Consider the following 20341-nt stretch of genomic DNA (forward strand, 5'->3'; position numbering starts at 1 on the left):
GCGAAAGTAGGAAGAAAACTACTTCGTTTTCCTCCTACTCGATTTTTGGGGACCATTCTGGGGACCAATTAGGTAGTATATTATGGATATACCGTTACTGCATGCGCTAATCCTTTTTATTTTAGGTTTTTCCCTACTGACAATTATGGAATTCACTTATTTATTCTGATTTTCCTGCGTTACTTTTGTTCTAAACCAAAAGAAAAACGCCATGAAAAAGATTTTATTTATCCTGTTTGTTGCCCAGTTTATTTTGGCTCCTTATATAATAAAGGGCTATGGTGCAAATCTTGTTGAAGATAATTATGAGTATTCGGGAGTTGACCAAGGGAGAGAGACTGTTGAAAAGGATATTTTAGGTAATATCATTATCCGTGATGATAATGGTAATAGAAAGACTATTGAAAAGGATATCTTAGGGAATATCATCATTCGTGATGATAAAGGCAATAGAAAGACTATTGAAAAGGATATTTTGGGGAACATCATTATCCGTGATGATAGAGGCAATAGAACGACTATTGAAAAGGATATTCTAGGAAATACCATTATTCGTGATGATAAAGGCAATAGAAAGACTATTGAAGAAGATATTCTAGGAAATACCATTATCCGGGACGATAAGGGTAATAGAAAAACTATAGAGAAAGATATTCTGGGAAATACTATTATTCGCGATGACAAAGGGAATAGAAAGACGATTACAAAAGATATCTTTGGGAATACTATTATCGAGGATGATAAGGGGAATAGAACAACCATTAAAAAAGATATTTTTGGAAACGAAATAATTGAATATGGTAACGGTCATGGGAAAATTATTAAAAAGGATATTTTTGGAAATACAGTCATTGAGGAGTATTAAAATGTACTTTTTAAAATGATAATATACGGGATGTCATTTGAGATAGGGGTTATTCACAATATCATGGATAGCCCCTTATTGTATGTTATAACCTGGCAATAATATTTTCGCTATAAAATCATATTATAATCGTAAAAGTGTATATATTTGCATAGTGCGGAGATAAAATATTTATTTCTAAGTTATTCAAGGATAAAGAAATGGAACACAAACAATTACTAACTGTATTTAATTCACTTCCTGTTGGAATAGGTTTCTTCACAGCCGATGGCACTCTGGTAAGATGTAATGAAAGCTTCTGCCGATTTTTTGGCGCTGACTCGCAAACGCTTCTTGGTAATAAACTCAACATAAATGAAAATTCTGTGGTTCCTGACGTGGTGAAGGAAGCAGTTCGTCGTTGTGTTCCGGTACAGATGAGTTTTTTGTATGATTTCGATAAACAGAGAACCGATAAACGCTTTTTCTCTACGCGTACCCGGACCTGCTATTTGAAATGTAATGGTAATCCTCTTTATGATAATGATGGCAAGTTTGTTAATTACATTTTTATCTTTGAAGATATTACAGAAACTGTGAAAAGTGAAGAGGTACTCCGTCAAAGTCGCCGGAAAACGGAGCTTGCTATGAAGGCAGCCAACATCATGTTTTGGGAATTTGATGCAGTGGCCAAATTATTTTATAGTGATAATGAACCGCTGAATGGATACGATCAGTCTAAGCCAGTTAGTATGGCACTATATCTGGAGACTTTGCATCCGGATGACCGTGGTCAGGTTACTGAAGTAATGGAAAGAATGAGCAATGGGGAAGACTTTTCTTTTTCTTTTGATAGCAGGGTTATGTTGCCGGATAGCTCAACCTGGCAATTTTGTACGATAAGCGGTGCTCCTTATGAATTTGATTCTAATAAGAAAGTATTGAAATATGTTGGTACCCGAAAGAATAATACGGAGGTGCAGAAAAAGCAGCAGTTCTTCTATAATATATTAAATAATCTTCCGTTATCTGTTCATATCAAAGATGTAGAGAATGATTTCCGCTATGTTTTTTGCAATGAAGAGAGTAAGCTCATGTTTGGTACCAGCGAAGATAAAACTACTTATGATGTGCTGAGTGAAGAAGAAGTAGAGCGTATTCAGAAGACAGATTTAGAGGTATACAATACTGGGAACCCTTATTTCGGCATGGAACGTATTATACTGAAGGATGGACGCAGCTATGATACTATTGTTCGCAAAAGTATAATTGAAGATGATGGCAAGCGCTTTCTGTTAAATACCCGCTGGGATCAGAGTTTACAAAATGAACTGAAGCGTCGTGCACAGCTGTTAACTGTCACTATGGAAGCGATGAATGCCTTCACCTGGTTTTTCGAGCCGGCTAAGAACAGGGTGAGTTTCGGTGAAGGTTTTGATAAAAATGGGAAAAAGGCATCAGAAATTAATTCGGTCGAGAAATATCTGACTCTCGTACATCCTGATGACCGACAAAAGTTTGCTGAAACTTTGCAAAAGGCGGTAGAACTAGGAAGCGGTGTATGGGATGTGGAATATCGCATTGACTTTAAAGGAGATGGCGTGTATCAATGGTGGGAAACGCGTGGCCTTGTTGAAACCACAACTTTGAACGATGCTCCTTATAAGTATCTGTTCGGTATGACGCAAAATATCGATTCCTATAAGCAGACTGAATTGACCTTACTAAAGAATAAAGAAATACAGGACGCTTTGGTACGACAGAATGAACTGGTTCTTAACAATACGAATTCAGGGTTGGCCTACATCACGAAGGAATATATGGTTCAATGGGAAAATATTTCGTTATGTTCAAAAAGTCTTTCTTTTGAAGCCTACAAAAAAGGTGAACTTTGCTATAAAAGTACATATAATCGTACTTCTCCCTGTGAAAATTGTGTGATGCAACGTGCTTTTGTTTCATTACAGACGGAACAGATGAAGTTTTCGTTGGACAGTGCGCATACCGTTGAAGTGTTTGCCACTCCCGTAGTTCTTGAAGATGGATCTGTGGATGGTGTTGTAATTCGCGTGGATGATGTAACGGAGCGTGAAAAAATGATTAAGGAATTGCAGGAAGCCAAACATCAGGCAGAGCAGTCTGATAAATTGAAATCTGCGTTCCTGGCGAATATGAGTCATGAAATCCGTACTCCCTTGAATGCTATTGTAGGTTTTTCGGAGTTGATGGCTTATGCCGGAGAAGAAGAAAAGGCGGACTATATCCAGATTATTAATAGTAATAATGAGTTATTGCTAAAACTGATAAATGATATACTTGATTTATCCAAGCTGGAAGCCGGTTCGGTAGAACTGAAATACGAACCGTTCGACTTATCCGAACATTTTGAAAACATGTTTACTTCCATGAAGCAGCGCCTGAAGAATCCGGATATCGTGTTAACTGAAATCAATCCTTATCACTGTTGCCGGGTAACTCTGGACCGTAATCGCGTGGCACAAATTATAACGAATTATGTCACTAATGCTATCAAATATACTTCAAAAGGTTCTATTAAAATGGGATATGCATGTAAGGATGGAGGCGTCTATTTTTATGTGAAAGATACCGGTATTGGTATAGCTGATGATAAAAAAGGAAAAGTATTCCAGCGTTTTGAGAAACTTGATGAGTTTGCCCAAGGTACCGGACTTGGACTTTCTATTTGCAAGGCAATTGCAGAAGCTATGGGAGGCAAAGTCGGCTTTGAATCGGTACACAATGAAGGATCGCTGTTTTGGGCATTTTTACCTTGTGAAGTCGATACACTTTCTATGGTAGAAGAGAAGAAAGAAGAGAATATCTCCGGAGAAGAGTTTGGCGCGAATGACGAAGTGATGGAGAAGAGTGCCGGTCGGAAAACAATTCTCATAGCTGAAGATATACAAAGTAATTATCAGCTGGTGTCTACTATCCTGAAGGATCATTATGATTTACTGCATGCAGAGAATGGGCAAAAGGCAGTGGAAATAGCGCGTAGCCAACATGTCGATTTGCTGTTGATGGATATGAAAATGCCAGTACTGGATGGTTTGAAGGCTACAGCTGAAATACGTAAGTTTAATGCTAGCTTGCCTATCGTCGCACTTACCGCCCATGCCTTCGATTCTGACCGGATTGCTGCAATAAAGGCCGGCTGTAATGAATATCTGGTTAAGCCGATTGAAAAAATGAAATTAATGGTGGCATTAAAGAAATATTTATAATCTTTGCATTGTGAATATCTGGAATTAGTTGAATATATCGATGAATCGTATTAAAGGTATACTTTATGCGGCGGTATCCTCCTCCACTTTTGGGCTGGCTCCGTTTTTTTCTATAACTCTGTTGTTAGCCGGTTTTTCGGCTTTCGAGGTGCTTTCTTATCGTTGGGGAGTGGCTGCTATTGTATTGACACTGTTTGGATGGTGTTCGGGATGTAATTTCCGGCTGGCAAAGAAAGATTTGTTAGTCGTTTTCTTATTAAGTTTGTTGCGGGCAACCACCTCATTCAGCTTGCTCATTGCCTATCAGAATATAGCCACGGGGGTAGCATCGACTATTCATTTTATGTATCCGTTGGCCGTATCATTGGCAATGATGTTTTTCTTTCACGAAAAGAAATCTCTTTTGGTGATGCTTGCTGTTTTAATGTCTTTGTTTGGTGCGGCTTTACTGTCATCGGGAGAGTTGGAGGCGAAAAGTGGTCATACAATGGTAGGATTGGTGGCGGCTTGCATTTCTGTCTTTTCTTACGGAGGATACATCATTGGGGTTCGAACAACACGAGCCGCTCAAATCAATTCCACTGTACTGACATGTTATGTTATGGGGATGGGAGCTGTTCTCTATCTGATAGGAGCTATGGCAACTTCCGGGCTTCATCTGGTGACAGACGGTTATATATGGCTGATTATTTTAGGACTTGCATTGCCGGTCACCGCTATTTCGAATATAACTCTGGTACGGGCAATTAAGTATGCGGGACCTACACTGACTTCTATTTTAGGTGCGATGGAACCACTGACAGCCGTTGTGATCGGTGTCTTTGTTTTTAAAGAACTGTTTACCCTGAATAGTGCTATTGGAATTCTTTTGATTTTGTTGGCTGTGGGTATGGTAGTATTTCGTAAGCAAAAATCTTAAAGAAGATATTAATAAAAAATGCTGCTTATCTGATGTGATAAACAGCATTCATTCTGGAGAGCCTCTTGTCGGATTCGAACCAACGACCCCGAGATTACAAATCACGTGCTCTGGCCAACTGAGCTAAAGAGGCGTTTTTCTTTTGCGGGTGCAAAGGTATGAATTTCTTTTAAAAATGCAAATACATCACATACTTTTTTTATATTTGCAAAGTTACCAATGATTAGATGAAAATGAAAATTATGAATGTATGTAGTGTGGCGCTTTTAGCCATAGGTATATGGGCTTGTTCCGGACAGAAGAAAGGAACGGCGAATGTTGAAGTTGCAACAGATAGTGTAGAAGTAACTGCGGATGCAAAATCTGTTCAGGCAGATAGTACAGGATATATTGTCCGGGTAGGAGAGATGGCTCCGGATTTCACAATTACCTTGACAGATGGGAAACAAGTGAGTTTATCTTCCCTTCGTGGTAAAGTTGTCATGTTGCAGTTCACTGCAAGCTGGTGTGGAGTTTGCCGTAAAGAAATGCCGTTTATCGAGAAGGATATTTGGTTGAAGCATAAAAATAATGCAGACTTTGCCCTGATTGGCATTGACCGTGACGAACCGCTTGACAAAGTACTGGCTTTTGCAAAATCTACCGGAGTCACTTATCCGTTAGGGCTGGATCCGGGAGCTGATATCTTTGCGAAATATGCATTACGTGAATCCGGAATAACGAGAAACGTGTTGATTGATAAGGAAGGAAAAATTGTAAAGCTGACTCGTTTATATAATGAGGAAGAGTTTGCTTCTCTTGTGCAGGCAATTAATGAAATGCTGAAATAAAAGAAAACCTTCATCAGATGTTTCTAACGGAACATGTATGAGTATATAAAAATAGTAACGCTATCCTGATGTGATGGCGTTACTATTTTGGTTATATAGTGACGCTATCCGGAGTGCATACCGTCACTATATGAAGATGCATTTTCAAGCAATGCTAAGTTTGACCAGGTAATCGTAATGTTTGCCTTCTTTTATCAATTCTGCCTTAAAACCACATTCGGAAGCATATAAGCTAAGAGTCTGGAAATCTACATATAACCAGTCGAATGTGTCTCCTTTTACATCTTTATATTGCATTTGGAAGTCGATCTCTCCGTAGTAATCTCCGGCCAGATCGATGACTATGCTACCGTCTTCCTCTTCAAAAAGATAACGCAAATCACTGGAATCCATAAATATGCATCCACCGGGGCGGAGAATACGTTTCATCCGTTGGAAAAATCCGGGCATATTATTCAGCTGTCCGATGATTCCGGAACCATTCATGAGCATTAGGATTGTATCGAATGTTTCGGAAAATGTTTCATCAAAAAGGTTGATGAGACGGGGATCGTTCACTCCGCGTTGTTTCATTACTTCGACAGATAAGGGAGAAATATCAATGGCGCATACGTCTTTTCCCATTTCCTGAAGTGCCAGCGCATGGCAACCACTTCCGGCACCTACATCCAAAATCCGTCCGGTAGCCATTTGCAGGGCGGTACGCTCTAGTATAGGCATAGACTGTATACTACGAAACAGTTCTTTGACGGGAATTTCATCTTCTTCGAATTGAGAAGAAAATACCCGCAAACGATCAGCTCTGTGATGGTTGAAATAGTCAGAAATAGCGGCTCCCATCGGGTCCTTTTCTGCAGAAAGAATTGTTGTTGCCATTGGTGGTTACGATTGTTAACTTTGCAAAGATAAATAAATCCGTAGAAAAGGGTTATCTTTGCCATCGGAAATGTTGAATACTAATAAATGATTATATGAGTATAGAAGAAGCAATCATGGGTGGTATCGTTTTTAAAGGTAAGAAAGATAAGCCCAAAGAAGAGGAAAAGGTGAAAACGAAAGCGAAAAAAGCGACGTATATTCGTGGACAACATGGTTCGGGTGCAGCGAAGATGAAAGCAGATATCCGGAAGAAAAGAGCTAACCGACATAAAAAATAAAGATCGTAGCAATAAACGGATCATATTCTGATATAAAAAGTGGGGGCAGGATAATTATCCTGCCCCCACTTTTTATATAAAATCACTTCTGTGGAAGTATTTCAATCCAGTAATCATCCGGGTCATTAATGAAATAAAGCCCCATGGCAGTGTTCTCAAAACATACACAATTCATTTCTTTGTGATAGGCCCTGATTGCATCGTAATCACCGGCTACACGAAAACATAGGTGACTTTCGTTTTCCCCCAGTTCGTATGGAGCAGTATGATCTTTGAGCCATGTCAATTCCAATAGGAAACCAGTTTCATTATCTGTCAGGTAAACCAGTGTGAATGAACCGTCGGATGCTTCTTTCCGATGATGTTCTTTTAAGCCGAGTGCTTTCTCATAAAAAGCGATACTCCGCTCCAGGTTTGTAACGTTGATATTAAAATGGTCAAATTTACTTTTTATTTCCATTGTTGCAATTTTCCTTATTTTTTCATTAAGAGTTTCACAATTTCTCCAACATAGGTACGGGGTTGTCCGGCTTGCGGAGTTGTCTGTGAAGGCATTTTCTTACATTCGATAACAGCTGAAGGAGTTGTTTGGTTCGGAGCATACAATTTCAGTGTATAGCTGTCTGCCTTTTCTATAGCATCATAAGGTTGGTCGGGTGAAAGTGTGCAATATGCAACAGCTTTTCCTGATTGATACCCCAATGCACCACCTGCATTTGCAGTCATATTGGTCATGTTGAACTCATCTTTTCCAATACTGATTACTAATTTACCACTTCCCATTAAGGCATATACTTCGCCCGGAATTTGTTTCAAATCAATTTCTGTATAACCGGATGCGTCGGATGCAACTTTGGTAGCCGGAGTGGCAGGAGTCAAAGTAGCCGCAGGAATGGTGGTTTGAGCAGATTCGGTAGTGGTAACTTTACCTCCCTGACCGATAACGATCGGACCGGCAGCGGCCACAACAGATGGTTTTTGTTGCTCTTCTTCTTTCTTCTTTTTCTCTGTCTTCGGACGAGTATCAGGTGCTCCGAAAGCTACTGCTACATCCATAAACATATCATCTGCGAAGTCTACAGTTTTTCTACGCCATTTAGCCAGGCCGCGCACTAATTTGGTCTTTGCTTTATTGAGCGCATATTTATCAGTAATCCATTCTTCCGCTTTGTATTTCTCTGTTTCGCGATAAGTGAAACGGATTTTCTCAAGCTCTACCAGGCAGTTGCCGGGTTTACAGGTAACGGTAATCTGATAGTTGACCAGTGTACGGTCTAATGACAGAGCACTGGAACTGAAAACAATCCATTCTTCTCCAACACCGGCAATTGTCCCCTTTGCTTCGTCAGAGAAAACAATGCGGCTATCAATATTTTTATTTTCTTTCAGACGTTCGTCCATCCACTTTGTCATTGTGTCGTAGATTTGTGCCTGACTCATTCCGGGAATCTGGAACTCTTTGGAAAATACTACTTTACCATCTACTTCAGGAACAGCTCCTACAAGGTACCTGGTGTCATCTTTCTTCTCTTTTGCAGAATCTGCCTTCATCGCCATCGGCAATGCAAGGAACAGGGTAAGAAACAGAATCGTAAATTTATTCATAATTATCATGTGTTTATTTGGTAATCTCAAAACTTTCGCCCCGATGGGTGATGCTGATAAAACGGCATCCGGCATTTTCAGCAAAACTACGAAGTGCATTTCCCCCCTCATAATCTTCACTGAAGTGCATGGGCACAAATATAGTAGTTTTTATTTGTTCGATGAACTGTTTTGCCCCTTTCATGTAATCTTTTCCCATTCTCCGATCCACCGGGAATAGTACTAAATCAATGTTTGGCGCTTTTTCTTTTAAATATTTAACTTCTGCAAGGAAATCACCATTGGCTTTTCGGATCTCTTCTTCAGTAGATTCCTCACTCCAATGCCAGTTGTTCAAGTCGCCGGCATGGAAGATACTCCAATCTTGCAGGTGAAGCAAGAACGAACTGCCGACATCCGTTGAGCCGAAAGCATCGATACGAATTGTCTCGTCTTCGTATGTTTCTCCTTTTTTAATATAGAAAGCATCTTCGGCTTTGGCACGATGGGACTTCAAAATATCTTTGGAGAAAATATATTGAATGTCGGGGCGTTGTTCTTTCCAGGTCAATATCTCACGGTTAAAGTGGTCGGGATGGAAATGGGTGGCCAATACGTATAGTTTACCCGGCCTTTGCAGGAGATAATCATGTACGATTCCCCGGTTATGTTCCGTTTCGGAAGAATCTTTGTAGTAATCGATGATAACGGTTACACCTTCCATTTCGATGGCGAAACCGCTGTGATAAATATAATCCAATGTCATAAGCTGACTATTTTATAGTTGCAATATTACGTATTCTAGTTGGAGTTGCCAAGAAAAATCGACGAAATCAAGGAGCAAGACGACTGATTTTCCATTCCCCGTCCGGTTGCAGGGTATATAGAAAACGGTCATGCAGACGGTTGGGGCGTCCTTGCCAGAATTCAATCCTTGTAGGGGTAACGGCATATCCGCCCCAATTATCGGGCCTCTCCACTTCTTTTCCGATCCACCGGGCTGCCTCCCTGACAAAAGACCGTATTAATTGCATTCGGCTTGTTATAGGTTGACTTTGGGGAGAAATTCGTGCACCGACCCGACTTTTATAAGGACGTTTCCGGAAATATTCATCCGATTCTTCCGGAGGAACTTTCGTCGCTATTCCCTCTATATGTATTTGTCTTTCGAGGGCGTGCCACACAAAAGAGAGGGAGATATACGGATTTTGTGCCAATTGCCTGCCTTTACGGCTTTCATAATTGGTATAGAAGACAAATTTTCCATCATGGAGCCCTTTTAATAATACGGTACGCGTGGACGGTCTCCCTTCAGGGGATACGGTTCCTACAATGACAGCAGTCGGTTCATCCACCTCTGCGTCAATTGCTTCTTGTAGCCAACGGTTGAAAAGCGAAAGCGGGTCGCCCGGAAGTTCATTTTCCCGCAACCCGCCTTTCGTATATTCCTGTCGGATATCTGCTATGTTTAATTTCGCCATAAGATTATCTGGCAGTTTTAGTTCTTAATTTCTAATTATGGAATCACATAGGTACTTCTATTAATAGAATATGTGAATCTTTCAATGTCTCCAGTTCGAAACTGTTGGTATCGTAAACACCCATACCATCGCGGCGTTTCAACACTTCGCCGTCTACTACAATTTCTCCTTCAATGAGGAAAATATAGACGCCTGCATGACTTTGATGCATGTGATAACCCAGTTTCTTTCCGGCTTCTACTTTACCGATTGAGAACCAGGTGTCTTGCAAAAGGGAGGCAGGTGTACTGCCGTCGGGAGATACGATGACTGCCAGTTCATTCGGACGTTCCAACTCTGTGATACTGAAATCCTGATAAACGGGACGGGTGTTCCGTTCTCTCGGCATAATCCAGATTTGCAGGAATTCTACCGGTTCTACAGGGCTTGCATTCACTTCACTGTGGAAGATTCCCGTTCCGGCACTCATTGTCTGAATTTCTCCAACAGTAATGATGCGGCTGTTCTTCTTGCTGTCTCCATGTTGCAGATGTCCTTTCAGAGGGATGGAGATGATTTCCATATTCTTATGCGGGTGAGTCTGAAAACCTTCTCCGGGTGCAACTTTGTCATCATTCAATACGCGAAGGGCACCGAAGTTGATACGATTGGAGTCGAAGTATTCGTCAAAACTAAAAGTATGGTAACTATCCAACCAATCATACTGGGAATGTCCTCTTGTATCTGCTTTATGTATTACTTTTTTCATAAAATCTGTCCTTTCTCTTATTTGTTTATATGTTTTGTAAACAAAGAAAGGAGCTTAAAAGTTTTATTTCTTCACTTCATTTAGCAAAGGCTTATGATTGATAAAATCTTTTATGTTTTGCAGGGTGGTCGCAGCAATATTCTCCATCGCTTCGTGTGTGAAAAAAGCTTGATGAGAAGTGACGATCACATTGTTGAATGAAAGTAAGCGGGCGAGTACATCATCGTCGATAATACGGTCGGATTGATCTTCGTAGAAGTATTCACTTTCTTCCTCATATACATCCAGTCCTGCAGAACCTATTTTTTTGTTCTTCAATCCTTCGATCAGTGCGTTGGTATGAATCAGCTGTCCACGGCCGGTATTGATAATCATTACTCCGTCTTTCATTTTGCTGATAGAGTAGTCATTAATCAGGTATTTGGTCGCTTCGGTGAGCGGGCAATGCAAAGAGATGATATCCGAATTGTGATATAGTTCGTCCAATGAAGTGTAAACTATTTGTTCTTCACGGGCGAAGTTGTGATCCGGATAGAGGTCGTAAGCCAATATGTTCATCTCAAAGCCTTTTAAGATGTGAATCAGTATTTTCGCGATTTTGCCTGTGCCGATGATTCCTGCAGTTTTTCCGTGCATATCGAATCCCATCAGACCGTGCAGGGAGAAATTACCATCTTTGGTACGCCAGGAAGCACGGGGAATTTTTCGGTTTAGCGATAGCATAAGAGCTACGGTGTACTCTGCAACGGCATAAGGAGAGTAGGCAGGAACCCGTACTACGGTAATTCCGGCAGCGGCGGCAGCATCTAAATCTACATTATTAAATCCGGCACAGCGTAGTGCCAATAGTTTTACTCCGTTGGCTGCCATCACACGGATTACTTCTGCGTCGGCAACGTCGTTCACAAAGATACAGACAGCATCCACTCCTTGTGTCAGTAGTACGTTGTTCTTATTCAGATGCCCTTTGTAGTAGCGTATCTCAAACCCGAACTCTTTGTTTTTGTCATTGAAAGAGGACTCATCATAAGGCTTTGTGCCGAAAAATGCAATTGTATAGGCCATAATATTATTCTATGAATTATATAATATTAAACGTTGGAGCAGGTGAATTTGTTTAATCAATCCATCATTCGAAAAACAGATTGTTTCATTAGAAACAGTTTGATTTTTCAATTAAAATGGCGGATAAATGAAAATAAATGCACAAATGTGTGCTCCCTGTGCAATATTATTATATCTTTGCGCCGAAATAATTTTAAAAAAGATTTAGATGAGAAAAATTTCGTTGATTGGTCTTGCAATGTTGATCGTTTCAATTCCAACTTTTGCCGGAGATTATCTAACCAATACGAATCAGAATGCTGCTTTCTTACGCATGATAGCCCGCGGCGCTTCCATCGATGTTGATGGAGTTTATAGTAATCCTGCCGGACTGGCATTTCTTCCCAAAGATGGTCTTCAAGTAGCACTTACTATTCAAAGTGCATATCAGACCCGTGATATTGCTGCAACAAGTCCTTTATGGACTATGGACGGACAGACTACTGTGCGTAATTATGAAGGGACGGCTTCTGCTCCCGTTATTCCTTCCATACATGCTGTATATAAAAAAGGTGATTGGGCGTTTTCCGGTAGCTTTGCCATTGTGGGTGGCGGTGGAAAAGCTTCTTTCAACACAGGCTTGCCTATGTTTGATGCCGCTGCTATTAGTTTGGCAAATTCTGCGAGTGGAGGAATGTTGAAACCTAATATGTACAATATTAATTCGGCTATGGAAGGTCGTCAGTACATCTATGGTTTTCAGTTAGGAGCAAGTTATAAGATTAATGAACACTTCTCTGTTTTTGCTGGTGCACGTATGAATTATTTTACTGGTGGATATAAGGGGCATTTGAATATTAGTCTGAAAGAGGGTGTGGCTCAACAGTTGGGTGCTGCCATAGTACAACAAATCATGGCTGCTAATCCTGATATGAGTTTAGAACAAGCAACTCTGGCAGCGCAGGCGCAATCGGGTCCTTTGCTTCAAAAACTGGATGATACAAAGATTGAGCTTGATTGTGACCAGACAGGTTGGGGATTGACACCTATTATCGGTGTAGATGCTAAATTCGGAAAGTTGAATTTGGCAGCGAAGTACGAATTTAAGGCTAATATGAATATTGAAAATGATACGCATACACGTGAGTTTCCGGATGCAGCTGCGGATTTTATGGCACCTTATGCGAATGGTGTGAACACGCCGAGTGACCTTCCTTCTATGCTTTCTGTAGCAGCAAGTTATGAATTTTTGCCATCATTGAGAGCTTCGGTAGAATATCACTTTTTTGATGATAAGAATGCCGGTATGGCGGATGGTAAGCAGAAAACACTGAAACATGGTACACACGAGTACTTGGCGGGTGTTGAATGGGATATCAATAAACTGTTCACAGTCAGTGGAGGTTATCAGAAAACAGACTACGGATTGAGCGATGCTTTCCAATCAGATACAAGTTTTTCTTGTGATTCTTATTCAGTTGGTTTCGGAGGCCGTATTAATTTCACGCAGGCATTGAGCCTTGATGTTGCTTATTTTTGGACTACATACAGTGATTATACCAAAGAAAATCCACGACGTGGTGGTTTGCCTGAATCGATGGCATCATTAGTAGATAAAGACGTTTATAGCCGTACCAATAAAGTATTTGGCGTGAGCGTGAACTATAAGTTCTAAATTTCTAATCCTTTATATGTATAGAAAAGCCGTCTCGAACATGATGTTGAGACGGCTTTTTTGTTTTACTGTTCTATGTTAGTTTAGAAAGAATATTGTACCAGCATATTCAACCGGTTGGCGTGGCGGGTTGAAGAACTGAAATCAGTACGCCATCCTCTTAAATATTCTACGCCCACTTGCAGGTTACTGCTTACATTCCAGAAAGCATTAGCCACTAAATACTGTCCTTTGCGATAGGATTCCGGATTTTCACTTGGATATCCGTTTTCAGAATAAAGTCTGGATAAACTATATGTACCGGATATAAAGATGCTCGGACAAAGGTTGTATTGCAACCCTGCATACCATCCCAACATTGGGAGAACCTGCATTTTTCCCTCATTATCAGGATCGGGAACGATATCTACGTTCAGATTACTTAAATCGTTCAGGTAAGATCCGATACCTTTTCCATAATTAAACTGTCCGAATGCCTGTAATTTCTTCGTAATATTGAAGGTTGTAGATGCTTGCAGACCGAATCCGGTGGCGGAATAGGCTTTCTCATGAACGTTACTTGAGTAAGTCATACTACGGACAATAGCACCTAATTTAACGTGACTGCTACTATTCCAGTTATACTGTACGGAAGTGGCAAAGTCCGGCATTCGTTGGGTGTTGATAGACAAGTCATTGTTGGTTGTACCGTCTACTGAAGGCATTTCCATCGAAACACCGAATTTCCAGTTTTTCAACTTATCGCACATATAGCTCAATTGCGTAGTGCGGTAAAAGGCTGATCCGTTAGGACCTGCAAAGTCAATGGTGGGAGGCAGTGCGGAGAGATCCATGAACGAACCGTAGCTGTATCCGATCGTGAAACCGAGGAATTGCGCATAAGCATTCTGCAATTCAAAAGTTTTTCCGTCACCCCGGAAGTTTCCGGCTGTGTAGACAACGAAGTCTCCCAGATGTTTTGTGCGTCCTACCAGTTTGAGGAATAGGGTAGAAGTGGTGATATCCATCTGGAATTGATTCTTGGCAAAATTGCCGCTTCCGCGTTGTGGAATCAATGCCGGATAGAAATCGACATCATTTACGATACCGTTAAAGTCATACTCTGCTGTTGCACGAACATATCCTCCGATACCCAGGGCAAATTTCCCTTTCTGGTCGGTGAGCAGGAAACGGGGAGCATTCGGGTCATGGAAACGCATCTGCGAACGATCGTTCATGATTCGGATGATTTCATCTCCTGCTTTGTTCTTCGAAACAAACATGATAGAATTCGGTTCTTCATCTTCGATGACTACCTTCTGTTGTGCATAGGCACAGAGGGGGAAAATTCCTATCCCCAGTAGCATAGCTACCATTTTAAAGCTTGTTTTCATTATCAGTTAAGTTTTAGGTGAATGCCCAATGAACAACTAAAAAAAGAAATGGTTGAGAGGGGCAAAGGAAAAATTGCCAAACTAATCGGAAGAATTGCTATTTATAATGATTCTAAAAGAACGGATCTTTGTACCGTACTAATTAGATAAAAGAAATACGACGATGGAAAAAGTAGATTTTACCCAAGGAATATTAGCGATGGAACAGGATTTGCATCGTTTCGCATATAAATTGACAGCAGATCGTGAGTCTGCAAATGATTTGGTACAGGATTGTCTGTTGCAAGCACTGGATAATCGTGAAAAATTCACGTATACCAAGAATCTGAAAGGATGGATGTATACGCTTATGCGTAACATTTTCGTCAATAACTACCGCCGTACAGTTCGTGAAATGAATCTGATTGATGATAGTTATTCTATCAATCAACAACATTTGATCGAGGATGAAGATGCCGACAGATTTGAATTTACCTATGATATGAAACAGCTGTACCGGGTGATACATTCCATACCGGAAGAAATGAAAGTTCCCTTCCAGATGTTTGTTGCCGGATTTAAGTATAGAGAAATTGCCGAAAAATTAGGATTGCCGATGGGAACGGTAAAGAGCCGTTTGTTTTTCATCCGTAAGCGGTTGAAAGAGGAATTGAAAGATTTCTCCTCCTGATGCAGATGCCTGATTGAGTGATGTGTTTTAAGGTCAAAGTGATGAGCCTTCCTGTCAGAATACGACGACTGACGGGGAGGCTTATTTTTTTCTTCAATTTTCGAGAAGGCAGATTCTGGTAAGATGAATGTGATAATTCCAGTTTTATTTTTTACCTTTGCACCCCGAAAGAATAAAAAATGTATGATGCCGTGAATAGCGGTCGTGTATTCTAGAACACCACGTAAAAAACAGGAATTATGAAAGAAAAAGTATCTGTACCCTTTATGCTGCTGGGCATTCTGTTTAATGTCTGTCTCATTGCAGCCAATCTTCTTGAAACAAAAGTAATCCAGGTAGGTAGTCTGACCGTGACAGCCGGATTATTGGTTTTTCCTATTTCTTATATTATTAATGATTGTATCGCCGAAGTTTGGGGATTCAAGAAAGCGCGGCTCATCATTTGGAGTGGTTTTGCGATGAATTTCTTCGTGGTTGCTCTTGGGTTGATCGCTGTTGCCATTCCGGCTGCTCCTTTCTGGGAGGGCGAGGAACATTTCAATTTTGTGTTCGGTATGGCTCCCCGTATTGTGGCTGCCAGTCTGATGGCTTTTCTGGTAGGTTCATTTCTCAATGCGTATGTGATGAGTAAGATGAAAGTAGCCAGTCAGGGACGTAACTTTTCGGCCCGTGCCATCTGGTCGACTGTTGTAGGTGAGACTGCCGATTCATTGATTTTCTTCCCGGTAGCTTTTGGTGGAGTTATTGCCTGGAAAGAACTGCTTATCATGATGGGAATTCAGATTGTGCTGAAATCCATGTATGAAGTTATTATCCTTCCGGTGACAATTCGTGTAGTGAAAGCCATTAAGAAGATAGACGGTAGCGATGTGTATGATACCGATATCTCCTATAATGTATTGAAAGTCAAAGATATTTAAGATAGAATATGAATAGAGAAGCAGCATTGGTTGTGTTTAGTGGCGGACAGGACTCTACTACTTGTTTGTTTTGGGCAAAACGCAATTTTAAGAAGGTATATGCCTTGAGTTTCCTGTATGGTCAGAAGCATCAGAAAGAGGTGGAGCTTGCACGGGAGATAGCCCGGAAAGCAGAAGTGGAATTTGATGTGATGGATGTTTCCTTTATCGGACAGTTAGGTCATAATTCATTGACCGATACTACGATGGTGATGGATCAGGAAAAACCAGCAGATAGCGTTCCCAATACCTTTGTTCCGGGACGTAATCTGTTTTTCCTAAGTATTGCGGCAGTATATGCCCGTGAACGTGGTATTAATCATTTGGTAACGGGAGTTTCCCAAACAGATTTCAGCGGTTATCCCGATTGCCGTGATGCCTTTATCAAGTCTCTTAATGTAACTCTCAATCTGGCTATGGATGAACAATTTGTGATTCATACCCCTTTGATGTGGATTGATAAGGCAGAAACATGGGCATTGGCCGACGAACTGGGAGTGCTGGAGCTGATTCGCACCGAGACTCTGACTTGCTATAATGGTGTTCAAGGGGATGGTTGTGGACACTGTCCGGCTTGTACGTTACGTCGGGAGGGACTGGAGAAGTATTTAAAAAGTAAGAATCAATAATATCTCTACATAGAGATTAAAATGTATTTTTTTGTTGTCATCTGTCACATTGTTGTAGATAAATATTTGATTATAAGATATCTAGTTTGTGACAGCAAGTAGTGACAGCAGCTAAATTTGACATTTTGCCGTCACATCTATTGTCACCGGTACGTTCTAATTAATAAATGATAGTAGCTTCTATCCAGAATGTATAGGCTTAGATTAGTTTCAGCGGCTTGAAACTGTTGTTTCATCGGTGAGAAACTAAAGTTTCACCAGTAGGAAACTAAAGTTTCTAACGCTTGAAACTATTAGTTTCAAGGCTTGAAACAGTTTGTTCCAAGTAATGAAACAGTTTGTTTCAAGGCGGGAAACACCTTGTTTCAGGCAATGAAACGCACCGTAACAAGTAAGATGAGGAGAAAGCAAACGTGGGTTAAGAGTTGATGGTGATAGGTGATAGATGCGGTGATAGGTTGTAAAATGAATCCTTCACCACTGAAACCTTGATGAATAAGGCGTTTGAGACTGGACGGTGATAGGTGAAAGAGGAAATGCATTTTTTGTTTAGGATAGAGATTGTAGTTAACGAGTGCAATGACTGAATTAAAAGACCAACTTTCCTTGTTAGGAAGAAAAACCGAGTATAAGCAAGATTATGCTCCTGAAGTACTGGAAGCCTTTGATAATAGGCATCCTGAAAATGATTACTGGGTACGTTTCAATTGCCCGGAGTTCACAAGTCTGTGTCCTATTACCGGACAGCCGGATTTTGCTGAAATACGTATCAGCTACATTCCTGATATAAAAATGGTGGAAAGCAAGAGTTTGAAACTCTATCTTTTCAGTTTCCGCAGTCATGGAGCCTTTCATGAAGATTGTGTGAATATCATAATGAAAGATCTAATCCGATTGATGAATCCCAAATACATAGAAGTAACGGGAATATTTACTCCTCGTGGTGGTATTTCCATTTATCCGTATGCTAATTATGGTCGTCCGGGAACAAAATTCGAACAGATGGCAGAACATCGTTTGATGAATCGGGAATAATATAAATAAAAGAATTCACTAGCTAAAAATATCGAATATGACTCATCATGTGCCTGCTGAATTGCAAAACTATGTTCGGCAAAGTATTATCCCTCAATACGCTCACTTTGATAAAGCGCATCAAATTGACCATGTAGAAAAGGTTATTGAGGAAAGTCTGAAATTAGCGACGCATTATGAAGTCGATTATTCGATGGTTTATGTCATCGCTGCTTATCATGACCTGGGGTTGTATGAAGGACGTGAATTTCATCATATAACCTCCGGCAAAGTGTTGCTAGCGGACGAAACTTTGCGGCGTTGGTTTACGGATGAACAGCTGTTGCAGATGAAAGAGGCGATAGAAGATCATCGGGCTTCTAATAAACAGGCTCCCAGAACGATCTATGGAATGATTGTTGCCGAGGCTGACCGAATTATTGATTCCGAAGTCACTTTACGTCGTACCGTACAATATGGGCTGTCTCATTATCCGGAGATGGATAAAGAAGGGCAATATGCCCGTTTTCGGAAACATCTAACTGAAAAATATGCAGAAGGAGGGTATCTGAAGTTGTGGATACCTCAATCGGATAATGCCGGACGGTTGGCAGAACTTCGTCAACTAATTGCGGATGAAAAAAAACTTTGTAGAGTTTTTAATAAAATCTATGAAGAAGAGAATAATACAGTTTTGTGAAATATAGCTATTAGCTTGCGTTCGATTCATTTTTTATTTTTATCTTTGTCATATTAAGGATTGCAATACGATAGATAATGGAAGAATATATTACTCGATTTTCAACATATCTTTTTTGGGATGTCAATAAAGATGATTTGGATATGGAGAAGCATTCACAATATATAATAAAGAGAGTGCTTGAGTATGGTATGTTGCAAGATTGGAATATTGTAAAACAATATTACGGACTTGGGAGAATCGTCGAAATAGCTAAAGGGTTTCGTGAATTGGAGCCTCGGGCTTTAGCTTATCTTTCTGCCATTTCACAAACTCCTAAAGAACAATTTAGATGTTACACTTATCAACGGTCGAATCCACAACACTGGAACTTTTAAAAAAGTTACAACAGTTACCTGTACTTTGTAATACTCGTCTAGTCGGTGGTACTGCATTAGCTTTGCAATTAGGACATCGGAAGTCAGTCGATTTGGATTTTTTTGGTCAGATTAATGTAGACTCTCAAGATTTGAAGGAAGCTTTGCGAACACTTGGGACACTGACTATCTTAAATGATTCTAAGAATATACACATTTACGTATTGAATGAGGTTAAAATAGATATCGTGAACTATACTTATCCTTGGCTTGATGATGTCATATATAAAGATGGGATACGCTTGGCAAGTCCTAGAGATATTGCGGCAATGAAAATTACTGCTATTGAAGGGAGAGGTACTAAAAAAGATTTTGTAGATATTTACTTTTTGTTGAAAAAGTATTCATTGAAGAATCTATTGGATTTCTATTCTCAAAAATATCCTGACTCATCTTCTTTTATGGCTATGAAAAGTTTAGCTTATTTTGAAGATGCGGAGGAGGAGCCAATGCCTTATATGTTTGTGGATGTATCTTGGGACGAAATTAAAAAGTCTATTTTGTCTCGTTTATAATAGTATATGAGATAAGTTACTATTCATGATGATACGGCCCTCCATTCAATATAGTCATCGCCCGATAAATCTGCTCAACGAATATCAGCCGGATCATCTGATGTGAGAAAGTCATCTTAGACATTGAAATCTTTTCGTGTGCCACTTGATAAACTTTTTCAGAAAAGCCATAAGGCCCTCCGATAATGAATACCAGTCGTTTGTTGACCGTGTTCATTTTTCGCTTCATATATTCGGCAAACTCCAGAGAGCGCATTTCTTTTCCGTGCTCATCGAGCAATACCACCACGTCACCCGGTTGGAGAACTTTCAGTATCAGTTCTCCTTCTTTTTCTTTCTGCACTTCCATTGAAAGACTCTTGGTGTTTTTCAGTTCGGGAATCACTTCCATATCAAAAGTGATATAGTGTTTGGTGCGCTGGATATAGTCATTGATGGCAGTTATATAGTGTTGTTCTACGGTTCGTCCTACGACGAGCAGGGCTGTTTTCATACGTTTACAATTCTGATTATTGCACAAAAATAGGCATTTTTTATG

At 40.3% G+C, this 20341-nt stretch carries 22 protein-coding genes and 1 tRNA gene; 13 read left to right on the forward strand and 10 right to left on the reverse strand.

Annotation, left to right across the window (positions count from 1 at the left end; genetic code table 11):
- Positions 1–211: 211 nt before the first annotated feature.
- From DXB58_RS24240 to DXB58_RS24250, 3 genes are all read left to right on the forward strand, one after another.
- Positions 212–865, forward strand: coding sequence for a hypothetical protein (locus tag DXB58_RS24240; RefSeq protein WP_122138522.1), 654 nt, complete (start codon positions 212–214; stop codon positions 863–865).
- A 200-nt stretch (positions 866–1065) separates the two neighbouring features.
- Positions 1066–4089: a response regulator gene (locus DXB58_RS24245; RefSeq protein ID WP_122138523.1), complete on the forward strand. Its 3024-nt coding sequence runs from the start codon at positions 1066–1068 to the stop codon at positions 4087–4089.
- Between the two features lie 40 nt (positions 4090–4129).
- A complete protein-coding gene (locus DXB58_RS24250; RefSeq protein WP_122138524.1) occupies positions 4130–5008 on the forward strand; it encodes a DMT family transporter in 879 nt (292 codons plus the stop codon).
- Between the two features lie 59 nt (positions 5009–5067).
- Here DXB58_RS24250 and DXB58_RS24255 read toward each other — a convergent pair.
- Positions 5068–5141, reverse strand: a tRNA-Thr gene (locus DXB58_RS24255).
- A 94-nt stretch (positions 5142–5235) separates the two neighbouring features.
- Here DXB58_RS24255 and DXB58_RS24260 point away from each other — a divergent pair.
- A complete protein-coding gene (locus tag DXB58_RS24260) occupies positions 5236–5838 on the forward strand; it encodes a TlpA disulfide reductase family protein (RefSeq protein WP_004300781.1) in 603 nt (200 codons plus the stop codon).
- Between the two features lie 144 nt (positions 5839–5982).
- Here the strand turns inward: DXB58_RS24260 and DXB58_RS24265 are convergent, their stop codons facing one another.
- On the reverse strand, positions 5983–6714 hold the full coding sequence (locus tag DXB58_RS24265; RefSeq protein ID WP_122138525.1) for a bifunctional 2-polyprenyl-6-hydroxyphenol methylase/3-demethylubiquinol 3-O-methyltransferase UbiG: 732 nt from the start codon (positions 6712–6714) through the stop codon (positions 5983–5985).
- Positions 6715–6809: 95 nt separating this feature from the next.
- Here DXB58_RS24265 and DXB58_RS24270 point away from each other — a divergent pair, with 95 nt between their 5' ends.
- Entirely contained in the window at positions 6810–6995 is a 186-nt protein-coding gene (locus DXB58_RS24270; RefSeq protein WP_022136515.1) for a hypothetical protein, read from the forward strand.
- Positions 6996–7077: 82 nt separating this feature from the next.
- On the opposite strand, the gene DXB58_RS24275 is transcribed toward DXB58_RS24270, so the two are convergent.
- From DXB58_RS24275 to DXB58_RS24300, 6 genes are all read right to left on the reverse strand, one after another.
- A complete protein-coding gene (locus DXB58_RS24275) occupies positions 7078–7455 on the reverse strand; it encodes a VOC family protein (RefSeq protein ID WP_004304308.1) in 378 nt (125 codons plus the stop codon).
- Positions 7456–7469: 14 nt separating this feature from the next.
- Positions 7470–8600 carry a DUF4468 domain-containing protein gene (locus tag DXB58_RS24280; RefSeq protein WP_004326524.1) on the reverse strand — a complete coding sequence of 377 codons (1131 nt, stop codon included), beginning with the start codon at positions 8598–8600 and terminating at the stop codon, positions 7470–7472.
- Positions 8601–8613: 13 nt separating this feature from the next.
- The gene (locus tag DXB58_RS24285) at positions 8614–9345 is read right to left on the reverse strand and encodes an MBL fold metallo-hydrolase (protein ID WP_004321445.1); all 732 of its coding nucleotides are present in this window, start codon (positions 9343–9345) and stop codon (positions 8614–8616) included.
- A 67-nt stretch (positions 9346–9412) separates the two neighbouring features.
- Positions 9413–10060, reverse strand: coding sequence for a pyridoxamine 5'-phosphate oxidase (pdxH, locus tag DXB58_RS24290; protein ID WP_004300774.1), 648 nt, complete (start codon positions 10058–10060; stop codon positions 9413–9415).
- Positions 10061–10103: 43 nt separating this feature from the next.
- Entirely contained in the window at positions 10104–10808 is a 705-nt protein-coding gene (locus DXB58_RS24295) for a pirin family protein (protein WP_004300773.1), read from the reverse strand.
- 63 nt (positions 10809–10871) lie between these two features.
- A complete protein-coding gene (locus DXB58_RS24300) occupies positions 10872–11873 on the reverse strand; it encodes a 2-hydroxyacid dehydrogenase (protein ID WP_117934018.1) in 1002 nt (333 codons plus the stop codon).
- Between the two features lie 208 nt (positions 11874–12081).
- On the opposite strand from DXB58_RS24300, the gene DXB58_RS24305 reads away from it, so the two are divergent.
- Entirely contained in the window at positions 12082–13527 is a 1446-nt protein-coding gene (locus DXB58_RS24305; RefSeq protein WP_117934016.1) for an OmpP1/FadL family transporter, read from the forward strand.
- A gap of 83 nt (positions 13528–13610) precedes the next feature.
- Here the strand turns inward: DXB58_RS24305 and DXB58_RS24310 are convergent, their stop codons facing one another.
- A complete protein-coding gene (locus tag DXB58_RS24310; protein WP_115484013.1) occupies positions 13611–14900 on the reverse strand; it encodes a DcaP family trimeric outer membrane transporter in 1290 nt (429 codons plus the stop codon).
- Between the two features lie 163 nt (positions 14901–15063).
- Between DXB58_RS24310 and DXB58_RS24315 the strand changes: the two genes are divergently transcribed.
- The 7 genes from DXB58_RS24315 to DXB58_RS24345 all read left to right on the forward strand — a co-directional run bounded on the left by DXB58_RS24315 (position 15064) and on the right by DXB58_RS24345 (position 19803).
- Positions 15064–15570 (forward strand): RNA polymerase sigma factor, encoded by a 507-nt coding sequence (locus tag DXB58_RS24315; protein ID WP_117934014.1) that lies wholly within the window; start codon positions 15064–15066, stop codon positions 15568–15570.
- A gap of 239 nt (positions 15571–15809) precedes the next feature.
- Complete coding sequence (locus DXB58_RS24320) at positions 15810–16490, forward strand: queuosine precursor transporter (protein ID WP_004304261.1); 681 nt, start codon at positions 15810–15812, stop codon at positions 16488–16490.
- A gap of 8 nt (positions 16491–16498) precedes the next feature.
- Positions 16499–17158 (forward strand): 7-cyano-7-deazaguanine synthase QueC, encoded by a 660-nt coding sequence (queC, locus tag DXB58_RS24325; protein WP_004300765.1) that lies wholly within the window; start codon positions 16499–16501, stop codon positions 17156–17158.
- Between the two features lie 579 nt (positions 17159–17737).
- The gene (queF, locus tag DXB58_RS24330; RefSeq protein ID WP_122138526.1) at positions 17738–18193 is read left to right on the forward strand and encodes a preQ(1) synthase; all 456 of its coding nucleotides are present in this window, start codon (positions 17738–17740) and stop codon (positions 18191–18193) included.
- Between the two features lie 37 nt (positions 18194–18230).
- On the forward strand, positions 18231–18872 hold the full coding sequence (locus tag DXB58_RS24335; RefSeq protein WP_122138527.1) for an HD domain-containing protein: 642 nt from the start codon (positions 18231–18233) through the stop codon (positions 18870–18872).
- A 77-nt stretch (positions 18873–18949) separates the two neighbouring features.
- A complete protein-coding gene (locus DXB58_RS24340) occupies positions 18950–19249 on the forward strand; it encodes a hypothetical protein (protein ID WP_004311349.1) in 300 nt (99 codons plus the stop codon).
- Positions 19204–19803 carry a nucleotidyl transferase AbiEii/AbiGii toxin family protein gene (locus DXB58_RS24345; RefSeq protein ID WP_122138528.1) on the forward strand — a complete coding sequence of 200 codons (600 nt, stop codon included), beginning with the start codon at positions 19204–19206 and terminating at the stop codon, positions 19801–19803. Before DXB58_RS24340 ends, DXB58_RS24345 begins: the two co-directional genes overlap by 46 nt.
- Before the next feature lie 19 nt (positions 19804–19822).
- Here DXB58_RS24345 and rlmH read toward each other — a convergent pair whose 3' ends face one another.
- Entirely contained in the window at positions 19823–20296 is a 474-nt protein-coding gene (gene rlmH, locus DXB58_RS24350) for a 23S rRNA (pseudouridine(1915)-N(3))-methyltransferase RlmH (protein ID WP_122138538.1), read from the reverse strand.
- Between the last annotated feature and the right edge of the window lie 45 nt (positions 20297–20341).

Origin of the sequence: Bacteroides sp. OM05-10AA (genome assembly GCF_003439055.1) — a bacterium.
Classification (GTDB): domain Bacteria; phylum Bacteroidota; class Bacteroidia; order Bacteroidales; family Bacteroidaceae; genus Bacteroides; species Bacteroides intestinigallinarum.